Source organism: Acidithiobacillus sp. (assembly GCF_027322205.1).
Classification (GTDB): domain Bacteria; phylum Pseudomonadota; class Gammaproteobacteria; order Acidithiobacillales; family Acidithiobacillaceae; genus Acidithiobacillus.
In genome coordinates this window covers 1-21,399 of the sequence record NZ_DAHVHY010000035.1, presented here as the reverse complement: position 1 = coordinate 21,399, position 21,399 = coordinate 1, and the positions used below count along the sequence as shown (strand labels likewise).

At 56.1% G+C, this 21,399-nt stretch carries 18 protein-coding genes and 1 pseudogene; 5 read left to right on the top strand and 14 right to left on the bottom strand.

All coding sequences use genetic code 11. The features are described 5' to 3' along the window. Window positions 1–338: 338 nt before the first annotated feature. A complete protein-coding gene (locus tag M7F93_RS07010; protein ID WP_298171166.1) occupies window positions 339–869 on the bottom strand; it encodes a glutathione binding-like protein in 531 nt (176 codons plus the stop codon). Window positions 870–1,144: 275 nt separating this feature from the next. Here M7F93_RS07010 and M7F93_RS07005 point away from each other — a divergent pair, with 275 nt between their 5' ends. Further along, a complete protein-coding gene (locus M7F93_RS07005; RefSeq protein WP_298171164.1) occupies window positions 1,145–1,678 on the top strand; it encodes a hemerythrin domain-containing protein in 534 nt (177 codons plus the stop codon). 257 nt (window positions 1,679–1,935) lie between these two features. Here M7F93_RS07005 and M7F93_RS07000 read toward each other — a convergent pair whose 3' ends face one another. Beyond that, the gene (locus tag M7F93_RS07000) at window positions 1,936–4,617 is read right to left on the bottom strand and encodes a putative bifunctional diguanylate cyclase/phosphodiesterase (protein ID WP_298171161.1); all 2,682 of its coding nucleotides are present in this window, start codon (window positions 4,615–4,617) and stop codon (window positions 1,936–1,938) included. 134 nt (window positions 4,618–4,751) lie between these two features. Between M7F93_RS07000 and M7F93_RS06995 the strand changes: the two genes are divergently transcribed. Then, on the top strand, window positions 4,752–4,838 hold the full coding sequence (locus M7F93_RS06995) for a superinfection immunity protein (protein ID WP_298171169.1): 87 nt from the start codon (window positions 4,752–4,754) through the stop codon (window positions 4,836–4,838). A gap of 8 nt (window positions 4,839–4,846) precedes the next feature. On the opposite strand, the gene M7F93_RS06990 is transcribed toward M7F93_RS06995, so the two are convergent. The 8 genes and pseudogenes from M7F93_RS06990 to M7F93_RS06955 all read right to left on the bottom strand — a co-directional run bounded on the left by M7F93_RS06990 (window position 4,847) and on the right by M7F93_RS06955 (window position 11,419). Continuing rightward, window positions 4,847–5,029 carry a hypothetical protein gene (locus M7F93_RS06990; protein ID WP_298171155.1) on the bottom strand — a complete coding sequence of 61 codons (183 nt, stop codon included), beginning with the start codon at window positions 5,027–5,029 and terminating at the stop codon, window positions 4,847–4,849. Beyond that, complete coding sequence (gene bufA1, locus M7F93_RS06985; protein ID WP_298171151.1) at window positions 5,026–5,481, bottom strand: BufA1 family periplasmic bufferin-type metallophore; 456 nt, start codon at window positions 5,479–5,481, stop codon at window positions 5,026–5,028. The genes M7F93_RS06990 and bufA1 overlap by 4 nt, the downstream gene beginning before the upstream one ends. Window positions 5,482–5,575: 94 nt before the next feature. Further along, window positions 5,576–6,412, bottom strand: a complete 837-nt coding sequence (locus M7F93_RS06980; protein ID WP_298171148.1) for a DUF3034 family protein — start codon at window positions 6,410–6,412, stop codon at window positions 5,576–5,578. Between the two features lie 740 nt (window positions 6,413–7,152). Beyond that, window positions 7,153–7,281 (bottom strand): annotated as a pseudogene (locus M7F93_RS06975) (transposase); the annotation flags it as partial. 71 nt (window positions 7,282–7,352) lie between these two features. Then, window positions 7,353–8,144: a DUF481 domain-containing protein gene (locus M7F93_RS06970; protein WP_298171146.1), complete on the bottom strand. Its 792-nt coding sequence runs from the start codon at window positions 8,142–8,144 to the stop codon at window positions 7,353–7,355. Window positions 8,145–8,331: 187 nt separating this feature from the next. After that, window positions 8,332–8,940: a hypothetical protein gene (locus M7F93_RS06965; RefSeq protein WP_298171143.1), complete on the bottom strand. Its 609-nt coding sequence runs from the start codon at window positions 8,938–8,940 to the stop codon at window positions 8,332–8,334. A gap of 362 nt (window positions 8,941–9,302) precedes the next feature. Next, a complete protein-coding gene (gene pyk / locus M7F93_RS06960) occupies window positions 9,303–10,733 on the bottom strand; it encodes a pyruvate kinase (RefSeq protein ID WP_298171140.1) in 1,431 nt (476 codons plus the stop codon). Then, complete coding sequence (locus M7F93_RS06955; RefSeq protein ID WP_298171137.1) at window positions 10,730–11,419, bottom strand: HdeD family acid-resistance protein; 690 nt, start codon at window positions 11,417–11,419, stop codon at window positions 10,730–10,732. Before M7F93_RS06955 ends, pyk begins: the two co-directional genes overlap by 4 nt. Window positions 11,420–11,687: 268 nt before the next feature. Here M7F93_RS06955 and M7F93_RS11950 point away from each other — a divergent pair, with 268 nt between their 5' ends. Both M7F93_RS11950 and M7F93_RS11945 read left to right on the top strand, forming a co-directional pair. Further along, window positions 11,688–11,999: a type II toxin-antitoxin system PemK/MazF family toxin gene (locus tag M7F93_RS11950; RefSeq protein ID WP_366144722.1), complete on the top strand. Its 312-nt coding sequence runs from the start codon at window positions 11,688–11,690 to the stop codon at window positions 11,997–11,999. Further along, window positions 11,996–12,262, top strand: a complete 267-nt coding sequence (locus M7F93_RS11945; protein ID WP_366144721.1) for a DUF4926 domain-containing protein — start codon at window positions 11,996–11,998, stop codon at window positions 12,260–12,262. The genes M7F93_RS11950 and M7F93_RS11945 overlap by 4 nt, the downstream gene beginning before the upstream one ends. 452 nt (window positions 12,263–12,714) lie before the next feature. Here M7F93_RS11945 and M7F93_RS06945 read toward each other — a convergent pair whose 3' ends face one another. From M7F93_RS06945 to M7F93_RS11935, 4 genes are all read right to left on the bottom strand, one after another. Next, window positions 12,715–14,235, bottom strand: a complete 1,521-nt coding sequence (locus M7F93_RS06945; protein ID WP_298171131.1) for a hypothetical protein — start codon at window positions 14,233–14,235, stop codon at window positions 12,715–12,717. 111 nt (window positions 14,236–14,346) lie between these two features. Further along, window positions 14,347–16,938, bottom strand: coding sequence for an EAL domain-containing protein (locus tag M7F93_RS06940; RefSeq protein ID WP_298171128.1), 2,592 nt, complete (start codon window positions 16,936–16,938; stop codon window positions 14,347–14,349). Window positions 16,939–17,286: 348 nt separating this feature from the next. After that, window positions 17,287–17,919: a type IV secretory system conjugative DNA transfer family protein gene (locus M7F93_RS11940; RefSeq protein WP_366144720.1), complete on the bottom strand. Its 633-nt coding sequence runs from the start codon at window positions 17,917–17,919 to the stop codon at window positions 17,287–17,289. Beyond that, a complete protein-coding gene (locus M7F93_RS11935) occupies window positions 17,840–18,178 on the bottom strand; it encodes a hypothetical protein (protein ID WP_366144719.1) in 339 nt (112 codons plus the stop codon). The genes M7F93_RS11940 and M7F93_RS11935 overlap by 80 nt, the downstream gene beginning before the upstream one ends. A gap of 1,236 nt (window positions 18,179–19,414) precedes the next feature. On the opposite strand from M7F93_RS11935, the gene M7F93_RS06925 reads away from it, so the two are divergent. Continuing rightward, a complete protein-coding gene (locus M7F93_RS06925; protein WP_298171125.1) occupies window positions 19,415–20,815 on the top strand; it encodes an outer membrane protein assembly factor BamB family protein in 1,401 nt (466 codons plus the stop codon). Window positions 20,816–21,399: the final 584 nt, after the last annotated feature.

The following is a 21,399-nucleotide window of genomic DNA, read 5'->3' as shown; positions in this document are numbered from 1 at the left end:
CGCCTTCCCCACAAACTCCACCGCCTTGTGGACGGCTCGTTACTGCGTAACGACCAGCCAGCGCACGCGCCAGCTTGCCGACCCTTGCGGAGTGTGCAGCAACCCGCAACCCAGACGGTCAGGCCAACTGGCCCCTCCTGGTTAAAGGCGGTGCCCATTCATCGTGGTTTGCCCGCCAGCAAGAACTACAGGCAAAAACATCACCATAGGGGTGAAGCCTGTGCCCTTCATATAACAGTTGATCGCTGCCGCTTGCGCACTCTGATGTCCATAGCACGCGAAGGGGGGAAGAAATACCATTTAGGGAAGGCGTTGCGAAGTCGCCAACCGGCGTCGCCTTAATCTCTCAGCGAATGCGGCGGTCCTTCAATTGCGCGGGCCTCGCAAACTGAAGGCATCACAGCAATTCGCTCGAAATAATCTGAGAGGTTGCGCCACGGTGACAGGTCGAGGTCAAGCCGCTGTGCCCATGTCAGCATGACAAACAAATATGCATCAGGGGCTGTGAAGGAGTCGCCCATCAGATAATTGCGGCCACACAGCACCCGATCAACGTAGGCCAGGCGCGGCGAAACCAGGACACGCGTGGCCCGCTGTCCACTGGCAGTTTTGGACAGGAAATTAGCAGCGACACCGCCGTGCCGTTCTGGGGTAATGAAATTCTTGTGAATCTCCATGGCAATAAAATTAAGCCATTCCAGAGCGTGATAGCGGGTTCGGAGTAGCGGAGCAGGCATGAAACCCTGTTCCGGCTTTAGGTCAGCGATAAACTGCAAAATCACCGCGCATTTGGTGAGCACATCGCCATCATCCAGCTTTAAAGTCGGCACATAGGATTTGGGGTGCGAGCGAACTCGCGCCAGCGGCATAGAAGAGAATCATTTCTGTCTCCATGGAGAGATTTTGACCTACCTAATTATAGTTAACTCTAGTTTAGAGTCCCCGATAGGGGATCCGTAAACCCCCCGCCTTTAGGCGGTAGATTATTGATCTGCATCAATAAACTGTGGACGGAAATGATCGAGAATAACCGGACTGTTCCAGCCAAGATTGGAGGTGCTATGATGAACGCTACAGATCTTCTGCGCGCCGATGCCATATGGGCTTCAACTACACTTTCGCATGTGCAACGAGACCACAAGGAATGAAACTGACCGCTGAACCGGCACCGTCCTTCGATGATCCCATAGGCTTGCTGCGCGCTTGCCACGAGCGAATCATCAGTCACTGCGACATCTTGGAGCGACTGGCCGAGCACCTGAGCCAAGTCGGAGCCGACCCGGAGGCCCAGCAAGCGGCCGCCCGTATCCGTCGCTATTTTGAGATTTCGGGTCCGGCACACCATGCTGACGAGGAAGCACAGCTCTTTCCGTGGCTACTCGCGCAGGCAAAATTTCCGGACATCTTGCGCTCATCCGTCGCCAATCTTGCAGCCCAGCACCGGCAATTGGAAAGCACTTGGCAGATATTGGCTGCGAATCTGGTTCAAGTGGAGGCAGGCCAAGTTCCTCACCTTTTGCTTGTGGAACCCTTCGTCTCTATGAACCGCGCCCATGTAGCCTTGGAAAATGGCGAAATCTTTCCCATTGCCGAAAAACTTCTCGATCTCAGCACAACGCGTAGCCTCGGTATGGCCATGGCTGCACGTCGCGCCCTGGTGGAGAACGAGACCCAATGAGCGTTGGTCAAGAGCGACGGCCATTCTGGGTGTTGTTCATCCTCCCCGTCACCCTGCAGATGGTCACGGGTCTGCTCATGGCCTGGGGTTGGGCCGGACTCCTGGAGTTGTACCTTGCCGATGGGCTCGCTGCCAGCACTTTTGTCCTCGGGGAACGGTTTTGGCCGTGGAGGGACTATTCCTTACCTTGGCCGCGCCGTTGTGGCCAAGGAGGGGGTATGACACATATGGTCACGGAATCTGAGGTTCTCGTCATTTTAAGTGATAGCCCGAGATTTATCTGCGTTGTCCCGCATGGCCATCACCGCCTGCCCCAGCCCTTCCTGAAAGCTGTGGCTATGCATATGCAACTGGCCGAGCAGGCGACGGAGTTCCTCGCGCGTTCCGCTTTGCCGTACCTGAAGGATTTCCTGTCCCAGGGCTTGCACCGCTTCATGCTCGGCCAGCAAGGCCTCTACCCCAGGCAGTTCCGGCGCGTGGACGTGTAGCCAGGTGGTGATCGGGCAGGCAGCCAGATCCGCATGCTCGTAACCCCCATGATTCATCGCGGACTCTTCTGCCGCATGCACCCATCCCAGATGCTGATACAGAGCCAGCAGCGGCGTGTCCGCATCCCCCGTACCGAGGACAAAGGCGTGCATAAAATCAGCGACCGCCTCCGCCTCTAGCGGCCTGGCAATGGCATATCCCTGGAGATAGTCGACCTCCATCTCGCGCAGCAGGGCGATGTGTTCTTCGGTTTCCACCCCTTCCACCGTGATGATGACGTTCATGACCAAACCCAGGTTGACGAGACTCTCGACAAAGATCAGGTCTTGGGGTTTGTTCAATAACTCGCGGATGAAACCCTGATCGATCTTGATCTCGTCAATGGGAAGGTTTTTGAGCCGCAGGAGCGAGGCATACGCGCTCCCCACGTCATCCAGCGCAATCTTTACGCCCGCACCGCGCAGGCGTTGCAGATGGCCCACTGCGACCTCCTGTTCGAGGATTTCCCCGATCTCCAGCACCTCCAGTATCAGGGATTCCGGGGAGCTACCCGGCTGGGCGGCCAGGATATCGAAGACGGTATCGGCAAATCCGGGATTGTCGAGCTCTTCCGGGGTGATATTGATGCTGAGGAAAATATCCAGGCCCATCTCCCGCCACTGCGCGAGTTGCCGCAGTCCCGCCTGCAGCACGAAGCGCCCCAGTGCCTGACGCTCCCGCATGCCGAGGGAGGGGAGGAATTGATCGGGGGAGACCTCCCGGCCCTCCCTGTGCCAGCGGGTCAAGGCCTCGAGGCCGGCTACCCGACCCGTCGCCAGGGCTACCAGGGGCTGATAGCGTAGCGTCACCTCTCCGGCGACCAAAGCCTGCAGAAAATCCTGGCGCAACACTTCATCGCCCATGGTGATGGTGCCGAGATCCGGGTGATAGAGCTGCACCCAACCTTCGCGTCCCCGCTCATGGCGCGCCTTGGCCGCATACATGGCCTGATCCGCGTGCCGCAGGAGGAGATCGGTGTCCGCCTCGTCGAAGGGATAGATCGTCAGTCCCAGGCTCGCCTGGAGGTTGACTTCCTTTCCCTGGATCAGGAAAGGTTGCGCGATCGCGGCCTGGAGACGGGCCAGGACCTGATCCAGTTCATTCATACCGCGCAAGCCTTCCAGCAGCAGTACAAACTCGTCGCCGCCCAGACGCGCTACGGTGTCCGTCCGGCGCTTCGCATCTTTCAGGCGGCGGGCCATCTCTTTCAGCAGGGTGTCACCGACGTCATGGCCGTAGGTGTCGTTGACCGGCTTGAAGTCGTCGACGTCGAGAAAACCCACGGCCAATAACCGTTCCTGCCGTTCGGTACGGGCTAACGCCTGATCAAACACCAGTCGCAAACCATCGCGGTTGGGCAGGCCGGTCAGGGCATCGTGAGTAGCCTGCGTGGTCAGGGTGCGCTCAAAGACTTGGCGTTGTACATCCCATCGGCGATCCAGGAAGAGGATGCGTCGATAGGAAACCAAACTGAAACTCAGCGCGATGATCAGAAAAATCACCGGGAATTGGATATGCTCCCGCCACCAGGCGGCCAGCCATTGCCCCCTCGGGACGGAGACGAAAGCGGTCAGTGGGTATTGATCTAGACGGACAAAAGCCCCAAAACGATAAGTATGACCCACGGTAACCAGACCTTCATAATATCCCTGATGGAGGTCGGGATATTTTTTTAGCGCGTCGACCAGAATGCCGCGTTGCGGCTTCATCAGCAGTTTATCGACATTACCCTGAGGGACAGGCCAGCGTCCCTCGATGGTAAAGTCGCCGCGGATCAAGCCAACGGCCGTTCCTGGACGCAGGGGCAAATGACTCAAGGTTTCTTCGATCTTGTGAAAATGCATGGCCGTAATCAAGAGGAACAGTGGCTTTCCTCCTGCTGGCGAGAATACCGTATGGCTCAGGCGGATGACCCAACCCCTTCTTCCCCCGGCCAACGGTCCCAGGCGAGGGTGGTGGACCTGTAGTCCATGGGAATGCAGGGCGGTCTGCAGGTCCGGCCATATGGCCCGATTGTCACGGAGGTCGGGTAGCGGCCATCCCGCCGCCACGGCGGTGGAGGCGATAACCTGTCCGTTTGGGGCAATGAGATCCGCGCTGACGATACCTGGGGATGCCTCCTGGTAATCCATCAGGATGGCTCGGGCAAAACGGGGATGGTATAAGGCATCCGCACGCTGCAATTGCTTGCCCAAAATCCGGAGCGCCGTAGCGTGACCGTCCAGCAGGTTCTGGGTGACTTTTGCGACCATCTCGGCATTCAACCCCAAACGATACCGGCTGTCCTCTTCGTAAGCATGCCAGGAAAACCATGCGTACCATCCGGCAAAGGCCAATGTCCCCGCAAAACCCGCCCAATAAGCGAAAGAAAAGGTGCGCCGATAGGAGGCTGTGGGGGGGGAGGGAAACATGAACTTCAGTTCTCGGAGGTGGCCTGATTCGTGAGGGGAAAACCTACTCTGGCTGGCAGTTGTAGCATGGAGGAGCAGATCAGAAGAATGCGGGCTCGGTCGGCTACAGCCGCAAGCGCTCCCTACCCGCGCTGTTGGCCTGGAGCATGGGCAGCCCGCACCGGATGGCCATCGCCCTGCTGGATGTGTTGCTGGGCTGGACCATTCTCGGCTGGATTTAAGGGCCGGGTTAATAATCTACAGCAGGTTGCGCAGTTGCCTGGCTACTGGTACTCATGCCCGCATACCGTAGTACCACCACCAGCGCCACTACATAGAGAATCGCCAGAACATACCACATGGGCCGATACCCCCAGATTTCCACAATCATGCCAAACACGGGCATCCAACCAGCCCGCAGGGGTTTGATCAAGCGTGGCCAGCCATCATCTTTCGCGCATTTGCCGCCTTTTCAGCAAAGTAGGCGGCGCTGGATGCATAGTAAAGCTGTGCCTCATGCAGCATGGGAATCTGTTTCATGGCGCGCACTTTCGCCTTGGGCATTTTGCGCATCATTTCGAATTTCCGCAGAGCAACCGGGCCTGGAGTGGCCGTCCCACCAACCTCTGTGCATACTCCCGCTGGCATCCAGACAAAGGCGTTCGGATCGTGAGCAGTCGGGTCTCTGCCGGCGCAAGAGGAGGCGGTGGTGCCGCAATCGTTTTTGTAGGGGGCGTTGGCCCCAAAACATTGCACCCAGCCGTGATGCCATCCCGTCACAGCGGGCGAACCACCGTCGGCATACGCATCCACGGCGCCAAACAGGGCTACCGAAGCAATCAGCGTGGTGATAGTCATTTGCTTACTCTGTCTGATTTTCATCATGAACTCCTTATTCAGTAATTTGACCCCATTGTCGACCAGCGGGACCCATGCTGGTTTGCCAAAATCCAGCGGGATGGTTTGCGCGCCGGATGATTCAGAATGATGCGTTGACGTTGAGATAAAACCCGTTCTGATTGGCATTGTTGGAGACCTTGGGAAGGTTAACCATATTGCCCAGGGACATGAATGCCGCGACGACTGAAAGGTGATGATTCGGCATATAGGCGATAAAGCCATCATACCAATCACTTTGTTTCAGGTCTGCGCCAGGATAAGATGCCTGCATGCTGGCCTGGGCTGCGCCGAGACTGTCTGTCGGGAAACTGCGCCACTCCGCACCCAACATAACATCTTTGGCAAGAAAGTAGCCAAGGCTGATCCCTTCCTGGATGGTATATCCGTTATGACCCTGTCCACCAAATCCCAGCAATCCCATATAATTGGCCTTTGTGGCCCAGAGGGTGCCATCCACCAGCAGCTTGCTCCCCATGAACGGATAAATCCCGGTGGCGGCAGCGTAAAAATCAACACCCTGACTGCTGGCCCCCAGTTCGTCAGGTATCGTATCATTCACAAAGTGCGCATTCAGACCAACGGCAACCGCGGGAATGACGCCATTCCCCGGATAAACCTGCAATTTTCCGCCAACGATGCTTTGCTCACTACTGTTGGTGCCCACCACGTTGGACAGGCTGTTTGGTAGGCTCAAATACTGATGGTCGAAGTATATCTCGGCATAATTTTTTATAGAAAAATTGGCGCCTACACTGTAAATGTTGTAGTTGCGGGTAGTGCCATAGGTCCCAAAAGCGGCCGGCGTAACCAAACTCTTCCCGCCATTGGCGATCAGTGCCCACGGGTTTAGGCCGCCACCACCTGCACCCTCCAACATAATCGGCAACGCCTCTGCGCCAGGAGCGATGATAGTCATTGCAACCGCAATTATGCCAACCAAGTAACATTTTCTCAATGTCATAATACTTCCTCCGTCGGTAATTTCAACAAAATTACGCCGACAAGCACTGATTTTCTGTACGTTGAGGAGTCATTGTGGTGCGGGGCTATCCCGCCTAAAAAAACAAAACATGCCTTCTCAACCAGATGTTTGGCGACATCAAGCAAAAGAAAAAGCGCCAGAATTCCATGTTCAGTGCATCTGCGCATTGATAAGTTATAGCCTTCTAATTGGTTATGCGCAAGTATTATTTTCAATGGCTTTTTAACAAAATTCATAAATTATAATATATAATTATATGACCGCATCGTGGCTAATAATAATGTTTCCCAACCAATAACGGGCAGATATTATATCTCAGTATTTTATTATCCTGATAAACGCGCAATGAGTCTCCACTGAAGTTTCACTGAATTCCACATTTTGTTGATCGCCAACCCTCAAGCATGGAAACCGGCACAGGGAAAGGCGAGATGAACATCAGATTGGCCCTTGCAGGGTGCAATCCGCCCCTCCCTCTTCCTGCCGCCCGTGAATACTCCACCGGCTAAAAGCCGGTGGCTTCAGGTTACGGCTGAAAGCCGGATCGGTCGGCGCTGCGGCCGACGGCTGTCGCTACACAACATGAAAATCATCGTCCGGATCCGGTGGCGTTTGGTTCTTGATATACTCCTGCCAAACCCCACCCGTAACATTCCCACTGCTAGCCACCCAATCTCACGCAGCAACTCCCGGCAACGGAGTCCAACATCTCCCACCAACACCTGATAACGGTACTTCGTCGTCCAGACTAGGTGGTGCTTACAGTCCCAAACCGTGTGGCTTCCACTTTTACAAGCTTCCATGCATGTGGTTATACCACCGGACTTATCCGCCGCCTAAAGGCGGGGGGTTTACGGATCCCCTATCGGGGACTCTAAAACTTGTACATCAAATCAGCCGCGGTAATGGTATTAAGCTTCTTGTAATAGCTTATCACCGGGAACTCATTGTATGTGGCGGTATACGACAGTTGCAAACTTAAAGGTCCATACAGCCGGGTTTGCACGCTGGTAACCGACTCATAAGTATTGTTGTTCGCTGTGGATAACAATGCGGTGACATCTTCCTTAAATATTGCATGACGGGTCAAATGCCATTCGTACTCCACAGCTAAACGCGCGGCTGGGCTGGTCTGATATCTCAGGCCTATGGGCTGGTCCTCCTGAGCACCGACACCGCCTTGGTAATCCAGGGACATGGTTTTGTTGAGATGGATGATGTTACCTTCGCCGATGATTTCAGTCAGGTGGTAATAATACCCGTCGAATGGATTGCGGTTATACCGGATATCGCCGAAAACATAGTGAACCTTTGGCTTGAAATAATATCGGGTTTGGTTCTGTAACACGAGACGGTTGGCATAAACGGACGTTGCCGCCGCGGTATAGTTGTAGCTCAGACGCACTCGGTTTTCCCAACGATGATATTGCCAACGTATCCAAGCCTTGCTATTGAGGCTCAGGGACGGGTAGGTTCCCGTGACGCTGGAGTATCCGAATGCGGCACTACCAGACCAGATTTTCGACTTTTTGGGCGTTTTAGCCGTATTGGCCAGAGCGTAGGCGGATAATGTCAACCCCACGATAAAAATAAAGCCCGCAATGGCTCGTGTGGGTATGTTGTGGTTGGGGTGCGGCGTTATTTGAGAATTTTTCGGAAATATCATGTGCTGTCCTGTTCAATATATCAGGGATAATATGTCTGCTATGACCCTCGCACCGCATCCACCTAAGTTTGGTTCTTCGCTGTTTTAAGTGGGTAGCTTGAGATCCAGCTTATCAGTAAGGTGGCTCCTTGATGCCGGTCCGTCAGGGTGAATAGCTCCTGGAAGGCGAGACGGAGTTGATAGGCGCTTAACCGACCGCCGACAACTGCCGTTTTAAGTCTGGCAACCAACGATTGCCAGAGAAGCCTGGCGCATGTGCCAAAATGGCCAGTGCGTTTTTGGCGGCAGACTGATCCTTTTCAGGGAGCCATGTGCTCGCCTGCTTTTCGGATGTCAAAATACTTCGGTCGGCAACGCCTTTCCCGTACCACTTCTCCAGACCGGCAAAAAGGCCCTGAGGGGGATTTTCCGCCGAATGCAGCATGACGTGGTAGATGTGCGGATGATGCAGACTGGCGATAGCCACCATCCATAGCCAGGTTTGCTCAGCTGGTTTCATGCCCTTGAACCATTCGGGAGTCGCCGCAACACAATGTGCTTTTTGACCGACAATTGTAGTGAGATAGGGCGTATGTGGAATATGCGCAACCCTCAACAGGGTCTGCGGAGCGTCGATGTAGAATCTGACCTGCTGCCGAGACCATTTTTCTGCGACATGGGCGGACGCGCTCATCGCTGGTGACGATATGGCGTGATCTCTGAGATACCTACATGCAGCGGGTGCATTTACAATGACATGCCCGTACGCTGTATCTGTGGTGATTTGCCCAAAAAACAGCATGAACGATGCCAGCATAAAAGCAGATCTACCCGTAAAACCCCTTCTATCTGAGATGAATGGTAGAACACATGGGTTCATGGCTTTCCCTCCACAATGCGAAGCGTCATGTATGAACGTCCTCGCTTTTGCACGATGGCGCATTTTACTGATCGCGGGCACCCCCGAAAAGCATACATTCTGGTCATCGCCATTTTATGCTCAGGTGGTCACGATGGGTCAACTGCTCAGCGACAATTATCTTGGCCGGTCGGTCAAGGTAGAGACACCGTCGAGCAAATCAATCCCGAACGTCTTCCCCGTTCATGGGGGCAAGCCCCAATTATCCAGTAATGTTGAGGTCAACAGTGCTGGATTTATTACGACTGTCCATGCTCCTGTCAGTGGGAGGCGGCTTGCTCCAGACGAATAATCTCTAAACGGTTGGTACCACCAGGGTGCCCCCGGCTCGGACCCTGGGTAAGGAGAATAAGGCCCTTCTCGACGCCCTGGGTGACCAGCCAGCGGCGGACGGCTTGCTCCCAGCCCTGATCGGGGCTGGGTATGGCTACCGCATGCACGCCGTAATGAAAACACAGGCGCTGGCAAGTGCGGTCATGCGGGCTGATGGCCAGTATCCACGGGGCCAGCCGGAAGCGCGCGATGCGGGCTGCGGTGGTGCCTGTTTCCGTGGGGGTGACGATAAACAGGGGATTCAGGTGCTCAGCAGCAGTGCGCACATCCCAGGCGATTACCGACTCCACACTGGGCGCGTCGTGCAGGGTTTCTGCATCGAGCGGACTCAGCTCGGATCGGGATTTCTCCGTGATCCGGGCGATTTCCGCCAGCATTTTCACCGCATCGACGGGATAATCGCCCATGGCTGATTCTTCGGAGAGCATGACACAATCGGTACCGTCGAGGATGGCGTTGGCCACGTCCGTCACCTCCGCACGGGTGGGGCGACGGTTGTGGACCATGGATTCCAGCATCTGGGTGGCGGTGATGACCGGCTTGCCTACCGCGCGGGCCTTGCGGATGAGGCGCTTTTGAATCAGCGCGATCTGCCCGATGGGCACCTCCACGCCAAGGTCACCGCGCGCCACCATGATGCCGTCGGCGGCGGCGATGATGGCATCAATATGCTTCCAGGCCCGTGCCCTTTCGATTTTGGCCACCAGAAAGGGATCATCATAACCCAAGGCCTGCGCTTCCCGACGGGCAGCGTGCAGGTCTTCCGGCGTTTCCACGAAAGAAACACTGAGCCCGTCGACACCGGTCTCCAGGGCGAAGGCCAGGAGCTCGCGGTCGGTACTGGTCAGCGCGCCACCCTCCAGTGTCACCCCGGGCAGATTGACGCCCTTATGGGAGAGGAGTATGCCGCCGACTACCACCCGGCAGTGGATACCGGAACGATCATGCTGTTCCACACTCAACTCGATAAAGCCATCATTCAGAAACACCGTGTCACCCTTGACCAGAGGACGGGAAAGGCGGGGCAGCTCCAGGGGAATCTGCTCCGGGGTTCCGAGTGCATCAGGGGCGAGGAGTACCCGGCTGCCGCGTTTGAGGGTGACCGGGGCGGGTAGTACACCGATACGGATTTTAGGGCCGGGCAGGTCAGCGAGGATGGCAACGCGCTGTCCCACCCTTTCCGCCGCAGCGCGGATACGGCCGATGCGGGTGCGGTGTTCATCCGGCGTGCCGTGCGCGAGATTCAGGCGGGCCACATTCATTCCGGCGCGGATCATCTGCTCCAGTGTTTTCGGTGCATCGGACGCCGGGCCGATGGTGCAGACGATTTTGCTGCGCTGCGCAGACAGTTTCATCATGCGTTTGGATTCAGCAGTTTGATGGCTTCATCGACGCCCTGATTGCGGACCACGATGGCGTGAATGGCCTTGCAAAAGTTGACGGCATCGGGCTGGCTGCGCTGAAGGACATTCCGGCCGGTGGCGCAGCCTTGCGTGCCACCCACATGAATCTGTTCGTAGAGACTGAGAATGATGCCGTCAAAAATGAGGTTGACCCCGACAAAGATGCCCACCAGAATCAGCGACCCTTGTGGCCATGTGACAATGAGCAGCAGGGCTATCAGAATATCGAGAATGCCACTGAAAATGAACCAGCCACGGCCTGTTGCCTCCAGCGCCTTGGGCCGGGTGAAATTCCGATAAGCGTCGATGGCGAAATAGAGAATGAACAGTAGACCAATGCTGGCCCTGCCCGCTGCGGGAAGGGCTACCATGATACCGCCGGTCACCAGCAGCAACAATGGTCTGAGCCAATCCCCAAGCCCATGGGCGTGCAGTTGAAAACTGTGGACCACCCACGTCAACCCGCCAAGGATAAGAATGGCCGCCAGAATGCCGTCGGTCGCCGCTGACATGATCACCGGACTCATCACGCCCAGAAGCCCAAGCACGATCAGTATAATGGCGACCACCATGGTATACTTTCCGAGGAATTTCTTTTCTGTCTGGATAATGATCGTGAGGTCGGGTGGTGAAGTATTCATGGGGCATACTTATTTTGCGGGAAACGGACAGCCAACAGCCTAACATACAAAGTGCTTCCAATATTGCAGTATCAGGATTCGCTCCTCTATGCTTGGATTCTGGAAGGATACGCAGTGCAGGTACATACCTATATGAGTAATGTTGACCACATGCGTGGGGTCGTTATCGTCATTGAAGCATTGGACCCAAATGGATGTGGATATGGTATTCGGCCCTCGATTAGGATAGCGGTGCACTGATAACCTAGATGTAGAAGGCAAATATGTAGTGGTGTTGCCCTTCTCCTTTTCGGACCTGTCACGAAACAAGTACCGACCAGCACTGGTGTTGGCGAACGCCGGACGCGTGGACTGGATCGCCTGCCAGATCACCAGCAATCCCTATGCTGACCCTCGTGCCCTGGCACTAACTGAACAGGACTTCGACAGCGGCAATCTCGCACACACCAGCTATGCGCGCCCCGGCAAACTCTTCACGGCGCACGAGGACTTGATCGACCATTCTGTGGGCACGGTGAAACCAGATTTTCTCAAACGGGCGCGGCAAGCGGTTGTCCAGATCATCCGAGGGGAAGCATGATTCAGGAACTGGATACCGTCATTCTGGTGAAAAACCATCCCGATCAGGGCTTGGTGAAAGGGGATATGGGGACCGTAGTCATGGTGCACGACGCAGGTATCAGATTTTCCTTGAGCAGGCGGCGGAGGATGACCACCCGGCGGCTTTGTTACCATCCGGCGAGTTGGAGGGTGTCTTCGCGGCCTTCCCAGCCTTGCCCGGCATTCGCCCAGTCGCGTCGGGTAAATACGCGCTGCAACAGGCGTTTGACGCGAGGCGATTGACGCAATTTGAAGATATAAGGTGCCTAATACATCACGCTTCTTCGGGGCATTGGGGCTGTTGTAGATCAGGGGGCATTCCTCTACCCAGTCTTCGAATCGGCCACTCACCTGCAAAAACTCTGCAAAATAGACCAGTTGCCCAAAGGGTGTGGCAGACGATTCCTTGTCCCAGGACACCTGAATGCGACCACCCAGCGTGTCCACGATCAGGGTCTTTATGGCCGCAGGAATGGCCTTCTGCATCCGGATTTTGTCGTCACCCATCAGGTGAGTCTCCTTCTCAAGGGAAAGCCCAATCCTATCAAAGGAGTCCTCTGCAATCAGCAGAGATAACTGCCGAATTTAGGATGATAGCTTCCGCCCTCATCCAGTTGGCAGGTGATCTTGCGATGGTGGTATTCCCGTATCCGCTCAATTAGGGAATTTGGTAATCACCGCTCACAGATATGTTCTCAGCCCGGGCGGGGTATGACTTTCCAAAGAAGTGCAATAGCGTAAGGTTTCAAGACGAAACTCGTCGTGGCGTTTTCACTCCGCGTAGTGGGTATCTGGTTGGCGGCAACCGTCATCTGTGCGGGTGCGTAACGCTCGCGATAATGGAATGCTCCGCCCAGGAGCTTGCCCATATCCAGGGTGCGTGGCCGTGAAGAGAGATTTATCAACACGGCGCGTTGGCCTCTTGGCGATTGAAAAACTGCGCCGATCAGGGTGGGATAAGCGGGCATTTTCCCCAAACGAACGAAGGGTACGGGATGGGCCATCGGTTCGGGAGCGAAGCTTAATGTCTGCAGAGAGATGGCTTCTTTTGCCGCCCGATAAAGAAGGCTTAATGTATAACCACTGGCGCTGCGTTGGTATGGCGGTGCGCTCTGTAGTACGGAAAACATCGGGGAACCGATCAAGGCATGGACTAATGCCATCTGGACATGAGGGGTTTGGGCGAGGAGCAACCCCAGCGTGGCATTATAGAGTCCGTGCACCCAGAGGGCATCAATAGCGTCTGGATGGGGATGGCCGTCCAGACGCAAGGGGCCGAGGTTGTATTCGGTAACCCATATCGGTAACTGCACCAGGGAAGCAGGCAATTCGTATCGCGATTCATCCAAGCCGCGCACCGCTTGGAAAGGCAGGCCGAGCAGCAGGGGTATCGCCGATGTGTCGAGACGGCCTTGGAGCATGGCGCGAGGAATAAGCCGGGCCGGTGACGCATAGTCATGCATGGTTATGGCCTGCACCCCCGCCAGGTGGCCGAGACCGGTGTTCCACTGAGCGGCCCGTGGAGCGGGCCGCTGCCCGGGAACATGCCAAAAACCCACGGCGGCGATGCGCGCCCTGGGGAAGGCATGATGAATAGCCGTAGCCCAGCGCCATGCACGGTGGGCATACGATTGTGGGGTCGGAAAATGTGCTTTGTAACCCGCTTTGGAGAGATAAAATTCGTTACCTAATTCCACGTAACGTACCGGCAGACCTAAATTCCGGGCTTGATGCAGCATGGACAACTGATCGGAAAGTTTGGAGGTAAGCAGATTGAGATCAAAGACGGGGGACGCCCCGGTCGCGTTCACGATGGTCTTGAAACGGGAGAGCGTATAGGGAACGTGGGTGCGATGCTTTGTCCAGCGCAAACGACTCGGAAGATCATGCCGAATGAACCAGCCGGTACGCCAATTCCAGTAATTGGCCAACGTACCGCCCGGATAACGAAGCACCATGGGATGCAAAGCGGCTGCAGCGCGTAACAGGGTGGGATTATCTAACCGGGCGGCATGGATTGCGAACCAGAAATCCAGGTTGAAACCATAAAACCCCGGCGAAAGCCCCTTGGGAAGGCCCGTTAGCGCGACGCGGATGGCTCCAGGGCCAGGGTCCGCATATATGATGGGAGATTGACCGACCAGTGCAATCGCCATGCAAATGGCCACACGGGATGGCAGCCCTGCAGAAAATACGGATCTGGCAAAATTGGACATGACGACTCTCCCTGGCCGACTTATGTCGGGCTTTACGCAGGCACTCCGCCGAGAATCCGGCTGACGGCGCACAAACCAACCAGTTTGTTGAATAATCGCGGCGAAGTGTGCCTAATTTTCCGCTTGTTTTGAGCGGGCTTGCTCGGATTCGTTTGCCAACTCCTTCCGGATCAGATTTGCTAATTCCTGTTCCGCTGCCGCTAGATATTCGTCTGGCGACATGCTGTTCGCGCCATGCCCTGTCAGCAGACGATGCATGCCTTCCATGAACTGACGGTGCCCTTCGATGACGGGATGGTCGTTCCATCCCCGCGATTGGACATAGGCCACCAAAGGGCAGTCCGACAACCTGGAGGATAAAACCAATGCCAAGTCTTGCTGCATCATACACTCCATCAGGGGGCGACGGCGCACATGGGCGGCATAGGCCCCCAGCAGGGTATGGGGAAAATTGGGATCCGGCAGTGGCTCTGGTCGCCAGTCGCGCAACCAGGTCGCCAGCGCGCGCGCCGACATGGGCCGGGCGATGGCGTAACCCTGTACCAGATCCACACCCAGGGCCGCCATGGCATCCAGGATCTCTTCCGTTTCCACCCCCTCCACCACCAGACGCACGCGCAGCCCCTGGGCGAGGGAACGGATGCTCTGCACGAATGCCAGGTTTTCCGGAACTTCCGGCAGGTCACGGATGAAATCCTGATCCAGTTTGATTTCATCAATGGGCAGATGCTTCAGGCGCAGCAACGAGGAATAGGCTGACCCCACATCGTCCAGGGCGATTTTGGCACCAGTTGCCTTGAGGTCGGTCAGTTTTAGCTGCGCCGTCGCGAGGCTCAGAAAATCGCCAGTTTCCAGAAGCTCCATGGTGATGCGCTGGGGATCGATGGGCGACGTGGCCACAGTTTCCGTAAAACAGGAAGCGCAATCGTGACCCACCATGAAATCGGGATCTACGTTGAACGACAGATCCAGAGGAAACCCTTCCTGATCCAGACGCTCCAATAGCTGCAATCCTTGGGCGAGCATGATCCGGCTTAACTCCCGTCGCTCCTCCACAGTCAGCAGCGGGAGGAATTGGTCCGGGGGCAAGATCTGCCCGTTTTCCACGATCCGGGCCAACGCTTCGACGGCGACGATCCGCCTTTTCTGCAGGGAGAGCACCGGCTGGAACCAGGCGATGGCCTGTTCCGCCAACCGAAAGCGGGGTCTCCCGGCCATGTCCGTCGCGGCATGACATCGCCAACAGCCCCAAAAGCGCTTCCGCCTGGATTTCTCCCCCTTGACGACGTACATGGCTTGATCGGCATGGCGCAACAGTTCATCACCTTCGCCTTCATCAAAAGGGTAAACTGTCACACCGACGCTGCCCTTGACCTCGATGGCGGTCCCGTCGGAAAGCACGAAGGGCGTAAAAACCGCTGTCCCGATGCGCTGCATAGTGGTCTCCAGAACATCCAGACTCTGCACATCCTCCAGGAGGAAGGCGAACTCATCCCCGCCAAGCCGCGCGGTCAGATCGTTGGCGCGCAGACCAGCCCGCAATCGCTGTCCCACCTCTTGCAGCAGCGCATCTCCCACGGAATGTCCATAGCGGTCATTCACCGGTTTGAAATCATCCAGATCCAGTAGGCCGACCACCAGCAGCCGATCGTGGCGCCGCGACCGGTTGAGCGCCGGTTCCAAATGCTCCGAGAAGGCCTTGCGGTTCGGCAATCCGGTGAGGGGATCGCTTTGCGCCTCTCTTTTGAGTTCCATCAACATATCGCCCAGATGGGCGAACGCTCCGAAGGGCGACAGGTCGATCCGGGCGAAGTAATCGGATTGGTCCGCATAAACCACGCCGACACCACGCACTTCATCTCCCATGCCAAATGGGAAAATCCCCACGGACGCCGCAGGGGATTGCCCTTGGCACCAGTCCGGAGCATTGGCGGCATGGGGATCCACTGCCACGGGCCGCCCGCTGCGGATGGCCTGCCGGAGCGGGTCCTGTTCCGTCAGGACGATGCGATGCGGCACCAATCGCTGCTTCCCGGCCACATGCGCGGGGACGATCTCCACAGCGGCCGCAGGAACGACCGCAAACCATACCGCGCGTAATGACGGGGAAACGGCGACCAGCCGGTCGCAAACCTGCGCAAAAACCTCTTCCGGTGTTCCCACGCTGGTCATATGGGACGTGGTGTCCAGTAATACCCGGGCCACGGCCATCTGCTCATTTTCCTCCGCATGCCGGGCCTTTTCATAGGCGGCAAGCTGGACCGCCATGTCATAGAGCACCCGCTTGATGAGCGCTTGGCGCAGCATCCTCCGGTCTGCCGGTGATAAAGCCGGAAGACCATCCATTTGCGTCTCCAGATGCTCGATGTACAGGCGATAAGCGCCCACCACCCAGATAGGAGATACGCCCCACTGATGATGAGTGGCGCCGATATGTTCGAGTTCGCTTTCGCGCTTCCCATCCATGGGAGAAAGCAGCATGCGCCGGTAATGCTCCGCCTGTTTCCCCGTCAGATGGCGCAGATGCTGCTCGTCGAAGTCACGGAAAACCGCGGCGGTTTCCGGGTGAGAGAGCAGGAAAGCGTAAAACCGTTGTGCCAATACATCCGCTGATCCGGCCAAAGTATCCGCATGAGTATGCACCAAGGCGAGTTCTTCGGGGCGGATATCGAGAAACCGCTTCCAAGCACATGTATGGCTCATAGGATACCGTTGATGGGGTCACCCTTGATCGCAAAGCCCACTATACGGATTCCTTTTTTTCGTTGTGAAGCATCCATACCGTTCATTGATCTCCTGCCCTGGAATGTCGGAATGCCCGGAATGTCATCCGTCGGTGCGAGTATAACCCGGTTTTGCTCCCTTGTGACTGTTCAGCCTGAGACCCAAGGCTGCGGCACATTCACTCCGGTCGCGGTAGAGACAGCAGTTACCTACTACCCCCGCACAGATCCGTACGAGCGGAATTACCGCATATGGCTCCTACCTCAGGTTATGGCGCGAACCTTTGCGATGAGTGGGGATGAACCAGTTTTACTGGAGGATCGTCAGTCATTGGGTAGCAAACCAACCCAGCCGATTCTGGCTACAGCTGTGTGTGAATCCCAGAAAGTCGAAGGTCTCCGGCTTACTCAGCCCTCGCTCCTTCCGCTGAGCCGCAGCAAATCGCCCGAAGAGAAGGCAACATGCTTGACACTTTTTCGGCAAAATACCGGTCTTCTGCCAGTGGTCGTTGAGGCCCTTGCCGTCGGGGTCCACGATCATCGTGGCGATGTTCATGACGTCCTTGACCTCGAAAGGCGTGCCAATGCGCACTTCTTCCAGCGGGTTGAAGTGACAGCATTGCGCTTTCTGGTGGCCGATGTCTTCATCCCCATCCAAACCGAAACCCGGATTGAACTTCAGGACGCGCTGGCCGATGGCTCGCCGCCAGCCCGCCGTCAATAGATAGTTCTCACCCTTGATGTCGTGGACCACCACGGATTTTCGCCAGCCGCCCAGCAGGGTGGGCAATACCAGCCCGACGCCCTTACCGGAACGGGTCGGCGCGAAGGCGATAATGTGCTCGGCTCCTGCATGCTGCAGGTAGCGCAGGTGGCCCTTGTCATCGGGATAGCCGCCGACGTAACAGATCCGGCGGGATGGGCTGCGGGGTTTGGCTTTCGGGTCCGGCAACAGCGCCATTTGCGCAACCTCTTTGGCCGTCGCCCAGTGCGCCGACCCGTGCAGATCCGTCTCGAACATGGATCGCTGCTTTCAGGGGCACGTAACCCGGAAAGAAGTTCGCCGTGTATTTGCCGATGAACAGGCGCACGGCGAGGGTGGAAAACAGGAAGCTGCCGAACAGGCCGGCCATGACCGTGAGGGTCAGGGCGATGTTCGCGGCATTGCGGGCGTCCCGCTGCGCCTTGTAGTCCAGGATGTTCTGATCTGGTGTGTGCATAAAAGGATAACCCTGCGGGGCGCAACCCCAATAACGGATAGACGTTATCGGGGTATAGCGGTTGCTTCAGGTGGGTGTGTCAGGCACCCATGGAAGCCAGGCACGCCAGAGACATGCTTTTGGCGGTGGCCATAATGACACTTGCCTGTTTGTCGCCCGCACGCGCCTGCTCAAGGATGCTCGCGCGATACGCATGGTCGCTGAAAAACCGTACTGCACATCGATTCCAAGGGTTGAGGTGTTCCATTCTACTATCCTCGTGTTGGTTGAACGTGAGAGGAATAGCATACGTGGTAACGGGATAGGTGACGGTCAAACCTTGACGACAGCCTGGGCACCCAGCCCAGCTTAAGTACATCATTATTTTAATCCACGCCATTCTGCCCTCAAGAGCGGTGACCGCAGGCTGAGGGCGAGGAGAATGTCAAAAGGTTACGGTTGACATCAATAAAGTATTATTGCTAGCTTAAAAAGAATGCAGGTTTATGTGTATTCAGTGTCAGGTATTCATGATGCAGTAAATTCTGTCATTGAGTTAATGGGGAGTGATATTACGTAGGAATAGGAGTGCCCATGGCGGTTATCACCGGCATCAGTTTTGGCTACACCCCTACCAACACCGGGAATGCTGCTCCAGCCTACCACGGTGTCTGATCAGCCACCCATAGCTGCGGGATCGCTACAGGGGTCCGTAAATCATAGGGAGAGTAACCCATATGAAACGCATTGCACGCAATTTGTTGTCAGGACATGGTGTTTTTAGTTTCGGCAGCACCTTGGCCTTAGCCGATATGGGATCGCCCGCGGGCCTGCTCGACAGCCCGCCAGCACAGCGACCCAATCTGGACAGGGCACCCCTACCTCGATGATGCCAACGCAGTCGACTCAGGGTCCTCACGTTGTTCACAAGGGGTTGCATCACTTTGCATCGGCCATTGTGGCCGCTCGTCCAATCGACAAGCAGGTGTGTGAGGTGATGTCGGCGGAAAAAACGACTGTCACCCAAATTAGATGTTCGTAAATACGGAACGAAAATAATGCACGTTTTAATTCAGAATTATTTCACGCCAGTGAAGTAAGAAATGCTGTTGAAAAAAGGCGCAAACAGATCCGGCGTTCGCTCAACTTACGGAAACAATCATGAAGGCCATGGGCTAGCTGTTGATTTTAAAAAACACGTTTGGCGGTAACCGCATACTGCCCGCCACCGCGTGGGTTTTTTTGGGGCTGGCGAGCGTGACCGTACCCGCAGCTTCCACCACGCCCCAGTTCGAGGTGAACGCGCAACATTTGGCGTTCACCCCGGATAAGATCGGCAGTTTTGATACCTTCATCGGTCAGCGCATAATTGCTCCACCATCAGTAGATGGAGGGACCCTGTTGGTGACAACGGGGAAGGCGGGACACCGCCAGAAAGGGCAGGTGCTGCGCATTGATGCGCGGACAGGCGCCATTTTATGGCGGACCGCTTTGGGCAACATCACCATGACGCAAGCGATCGTGGCGGGTCATCACATAATAGTTGGGCTCGGCGGGAAGCGTATGTTCGCGGTCAATGCGGGCTACTCCTGCCGTTCCCGATTTCCCCACGCCATCGCGGCACTCCAGGCGGCTACCGGCAAGATGGTCTGGGAATATGCCACACACTGTCAGGATATGCCGACGCCTGCCTATGCGCACCATGAAATTCTAACACCTACCGGAGGCAGGCGTTTCATCGCCTTGGACGCCCGCACGGGGAAGTTGCTTTGGCAGATACCCCTCGGTGGATGGTCGGCGATGTCTTCCCCTGCCAGAGTTGGCTCGAATCTTTATTTCGGAACGGACAATCTCTTCACGCACCGCAATGATTTCTATGATATCGACTGGCGAACCCGCAAAATTCGTTGGTCGCGGAATTTCGCGCATACCGTCAATCTTGCAGAAGCCTCCCCAGTGGTGTGTGGGAACGCCGTGTTTACGGCGTTCATGCGTAAGGATTCCTATGACCTGTGGGACATTCTGGTACATCTCTGGAAGCACACCCCGATGCGTGACTTTACCTTCGAGGTGGTGAGCCTGGACGCGGTGACTGGGAGGTTGCTCCACCGAAAAAGTATCTATACCCGTCACCTACCACCGTGCGCATGGGTTCATGAGCGTATCATCGGCAGCGAAATATATTGGAAGAATTGGGTAGTGGCGGCGCTACGGAAAATCGGCCACGCCATCCATATACCGTCCCTGTTTTCCAGTATGCACAAGTCCGATCCGACGCATCCGGGAATCTATGATCCCCCCCTCACCGCGTGGCATCATATCATTTATGTCGAGCCGCGCTTGACCAAGCGTCTGTATGCGTTGGATGCGCGTACCGAAAGAATTCTCTGGACCTTCCGGACCGGGGCGGATATCAGCAATCCCAACATATACCATGGGACCCTCTATACGGTGAATGCCCAGGGAATGTTGTATGTGTTGGATGCGCGAACCGGTAAACTGATACATACTGAAAGACTTGCGACTGGTACGGTTGGACCATCCGATGGGCTGCTCAGCCCGCAGGCCTTTGTCGTTGGGGGTACCTCCGGGAACTTGGTCTCTCTGCCTATTGGGCACATGAATATGGTCGATGGCATCGACAAAAGTATCCATTGAAGTAAGTGGGTATAACGGACGGGGGGTAACGGGATAGGCTATCGCCACCCCATCAGCGCGGCATATGCCTGCGCCCGATCTTCACCGTACTGTGCTCACGCAAAAACACCAGTTGGTTCGCCCGCTGGCGTAGCCGTTCCGCTTTCACGGCTTCCCGTTTGATCCGGCGCTTTTCCAGGTCATCAAGGAAGAGATCGTAAGGTATGTAACGAGGGTGCCGTTGATTTTGAAGGGCAGCCGCATGGCCTCGCACAGGTTGCGCAGTAAATGAACCTGATCACGCAGACCACCCCCGGCGGCCCAAAGTCGTCGCCGTCCCAGGCACCGTCGGGCAGCGCGGTCCCCGCCCCGCCGATCAGCCTATCGGCGGGGATGTTCACCGCGTCCCCCTGAATATCCAGTCCGGATAAGTCAAGATCCCCCATGTAATTACTGAGCATGGACTCCAGAAAATCCAGCAGTCCCCTATAGTTTTCAATTCCATCCAAGGCCTCTCAGCGTATCAAGCATCCTAGCAACCCTCTCTCCACCCCACCTCTTCATGATATAACATCAAAAAGCACTGGAATCCAAACTCTGGGCCA

Bases quoted from the DNA above. Each gene is read 5' to 3' on its own strand.
- M7F93_RS07010 (WP_298171166.1), bottom strand. From the start codon at position 869: ATGCCGCTGGCGCGAGTTCGCTCGCACCCCAAATCCTATGTGCCGACT.
- M7F93_RS07005 (WP_298171164.1), top strand. From the start codon at position 1,145: ATGAAACTGACCGCTGAACCGGCACCGTCCTTCGATGATCCCATAGGC.
- M7F93_RS07000 (WP_298171161.1), bottom strand. From the start codon at position 4,617: ATGTTTCCCTCCCCCCCCACAGCCTCCTATCGGCGCACCTTTTCTTTC.
- bufA1 (WP_298171151.1), bottom strand. From the start codon at position 5,481: ATGATGAAAATCAGACAGAGTAAGCAAATGACTATCACCACGCTGATT.
- M7F93_RS06980 (WP_298171148.1), bottom strand. From the start codon at position 6,412: ATGACTATCATCGCTCCTGGCGCAGAGGCGTTGCCGATTATGTTGGAG.
- M7F93_RS06970 (WP_298171146.1), bottom strand. From the start codon at position 8,144: ATGATATTTCCGAAAAATTCTCAAATAACGCCGCACCCCAACCACAAC.
- M7F93_RS06965 (WP_298171143.1), bottom strand. From the start codon at position 8,940: ATGCTGGCATCGTTCATGCTGTTTTTTGGGCAAATCACCACAGATACA.
- pyk (WP_298171140.1), bottom strand. From the start codon at position 10,733: ATGATGAAACTGTCTGCGCAGCGCAGCAAAATCGTCTGCACCATCGGC.
- M7F93_RS06955 (WP_298171137.1), bottom strand. From the start codon at position 11,419: ATGAATACTTCACCACCCGACCTCACGATCATTATCCAGACAGAAAAG.
- M7F93_RS11945 (WP_366144721.1), top strand. From the start codon at position 11,996: ATGATTCAGGAACTGGATACCGTCATTCTGGTGAAAAACCATCCCGAT.
- M7F93_RS06945 (WP_298171131.1), bottom strand. From the start codon at position 14,235: ATGTCCAATTTTGCCAGATCCGTATTTTCTGCAGGGCTGCCATCCCGT.
- M7F93_RS06940 (WP_298171128.1), bottom strand. From the start codon at position 16,938: ATGAGCCATACATGTGCTTGGAAGCGGTTTCTCGATATCCGCCCCGAA.
- M7F93_RS11940 (WP_366144720.1), bottom strand. From the start codon at position 17,919: ATGGCGCTGTTGCCGGACCCGAAAGCCAAACCCCGCAGCCCATCCCGC.
- M7F93_RS11935 (WP_366144719.1), bottom strand. From the start codon at position 18,178: ATGCACACACCAGATCAGAACATCCTGGACTACAAGGCGCAGCGGGAC.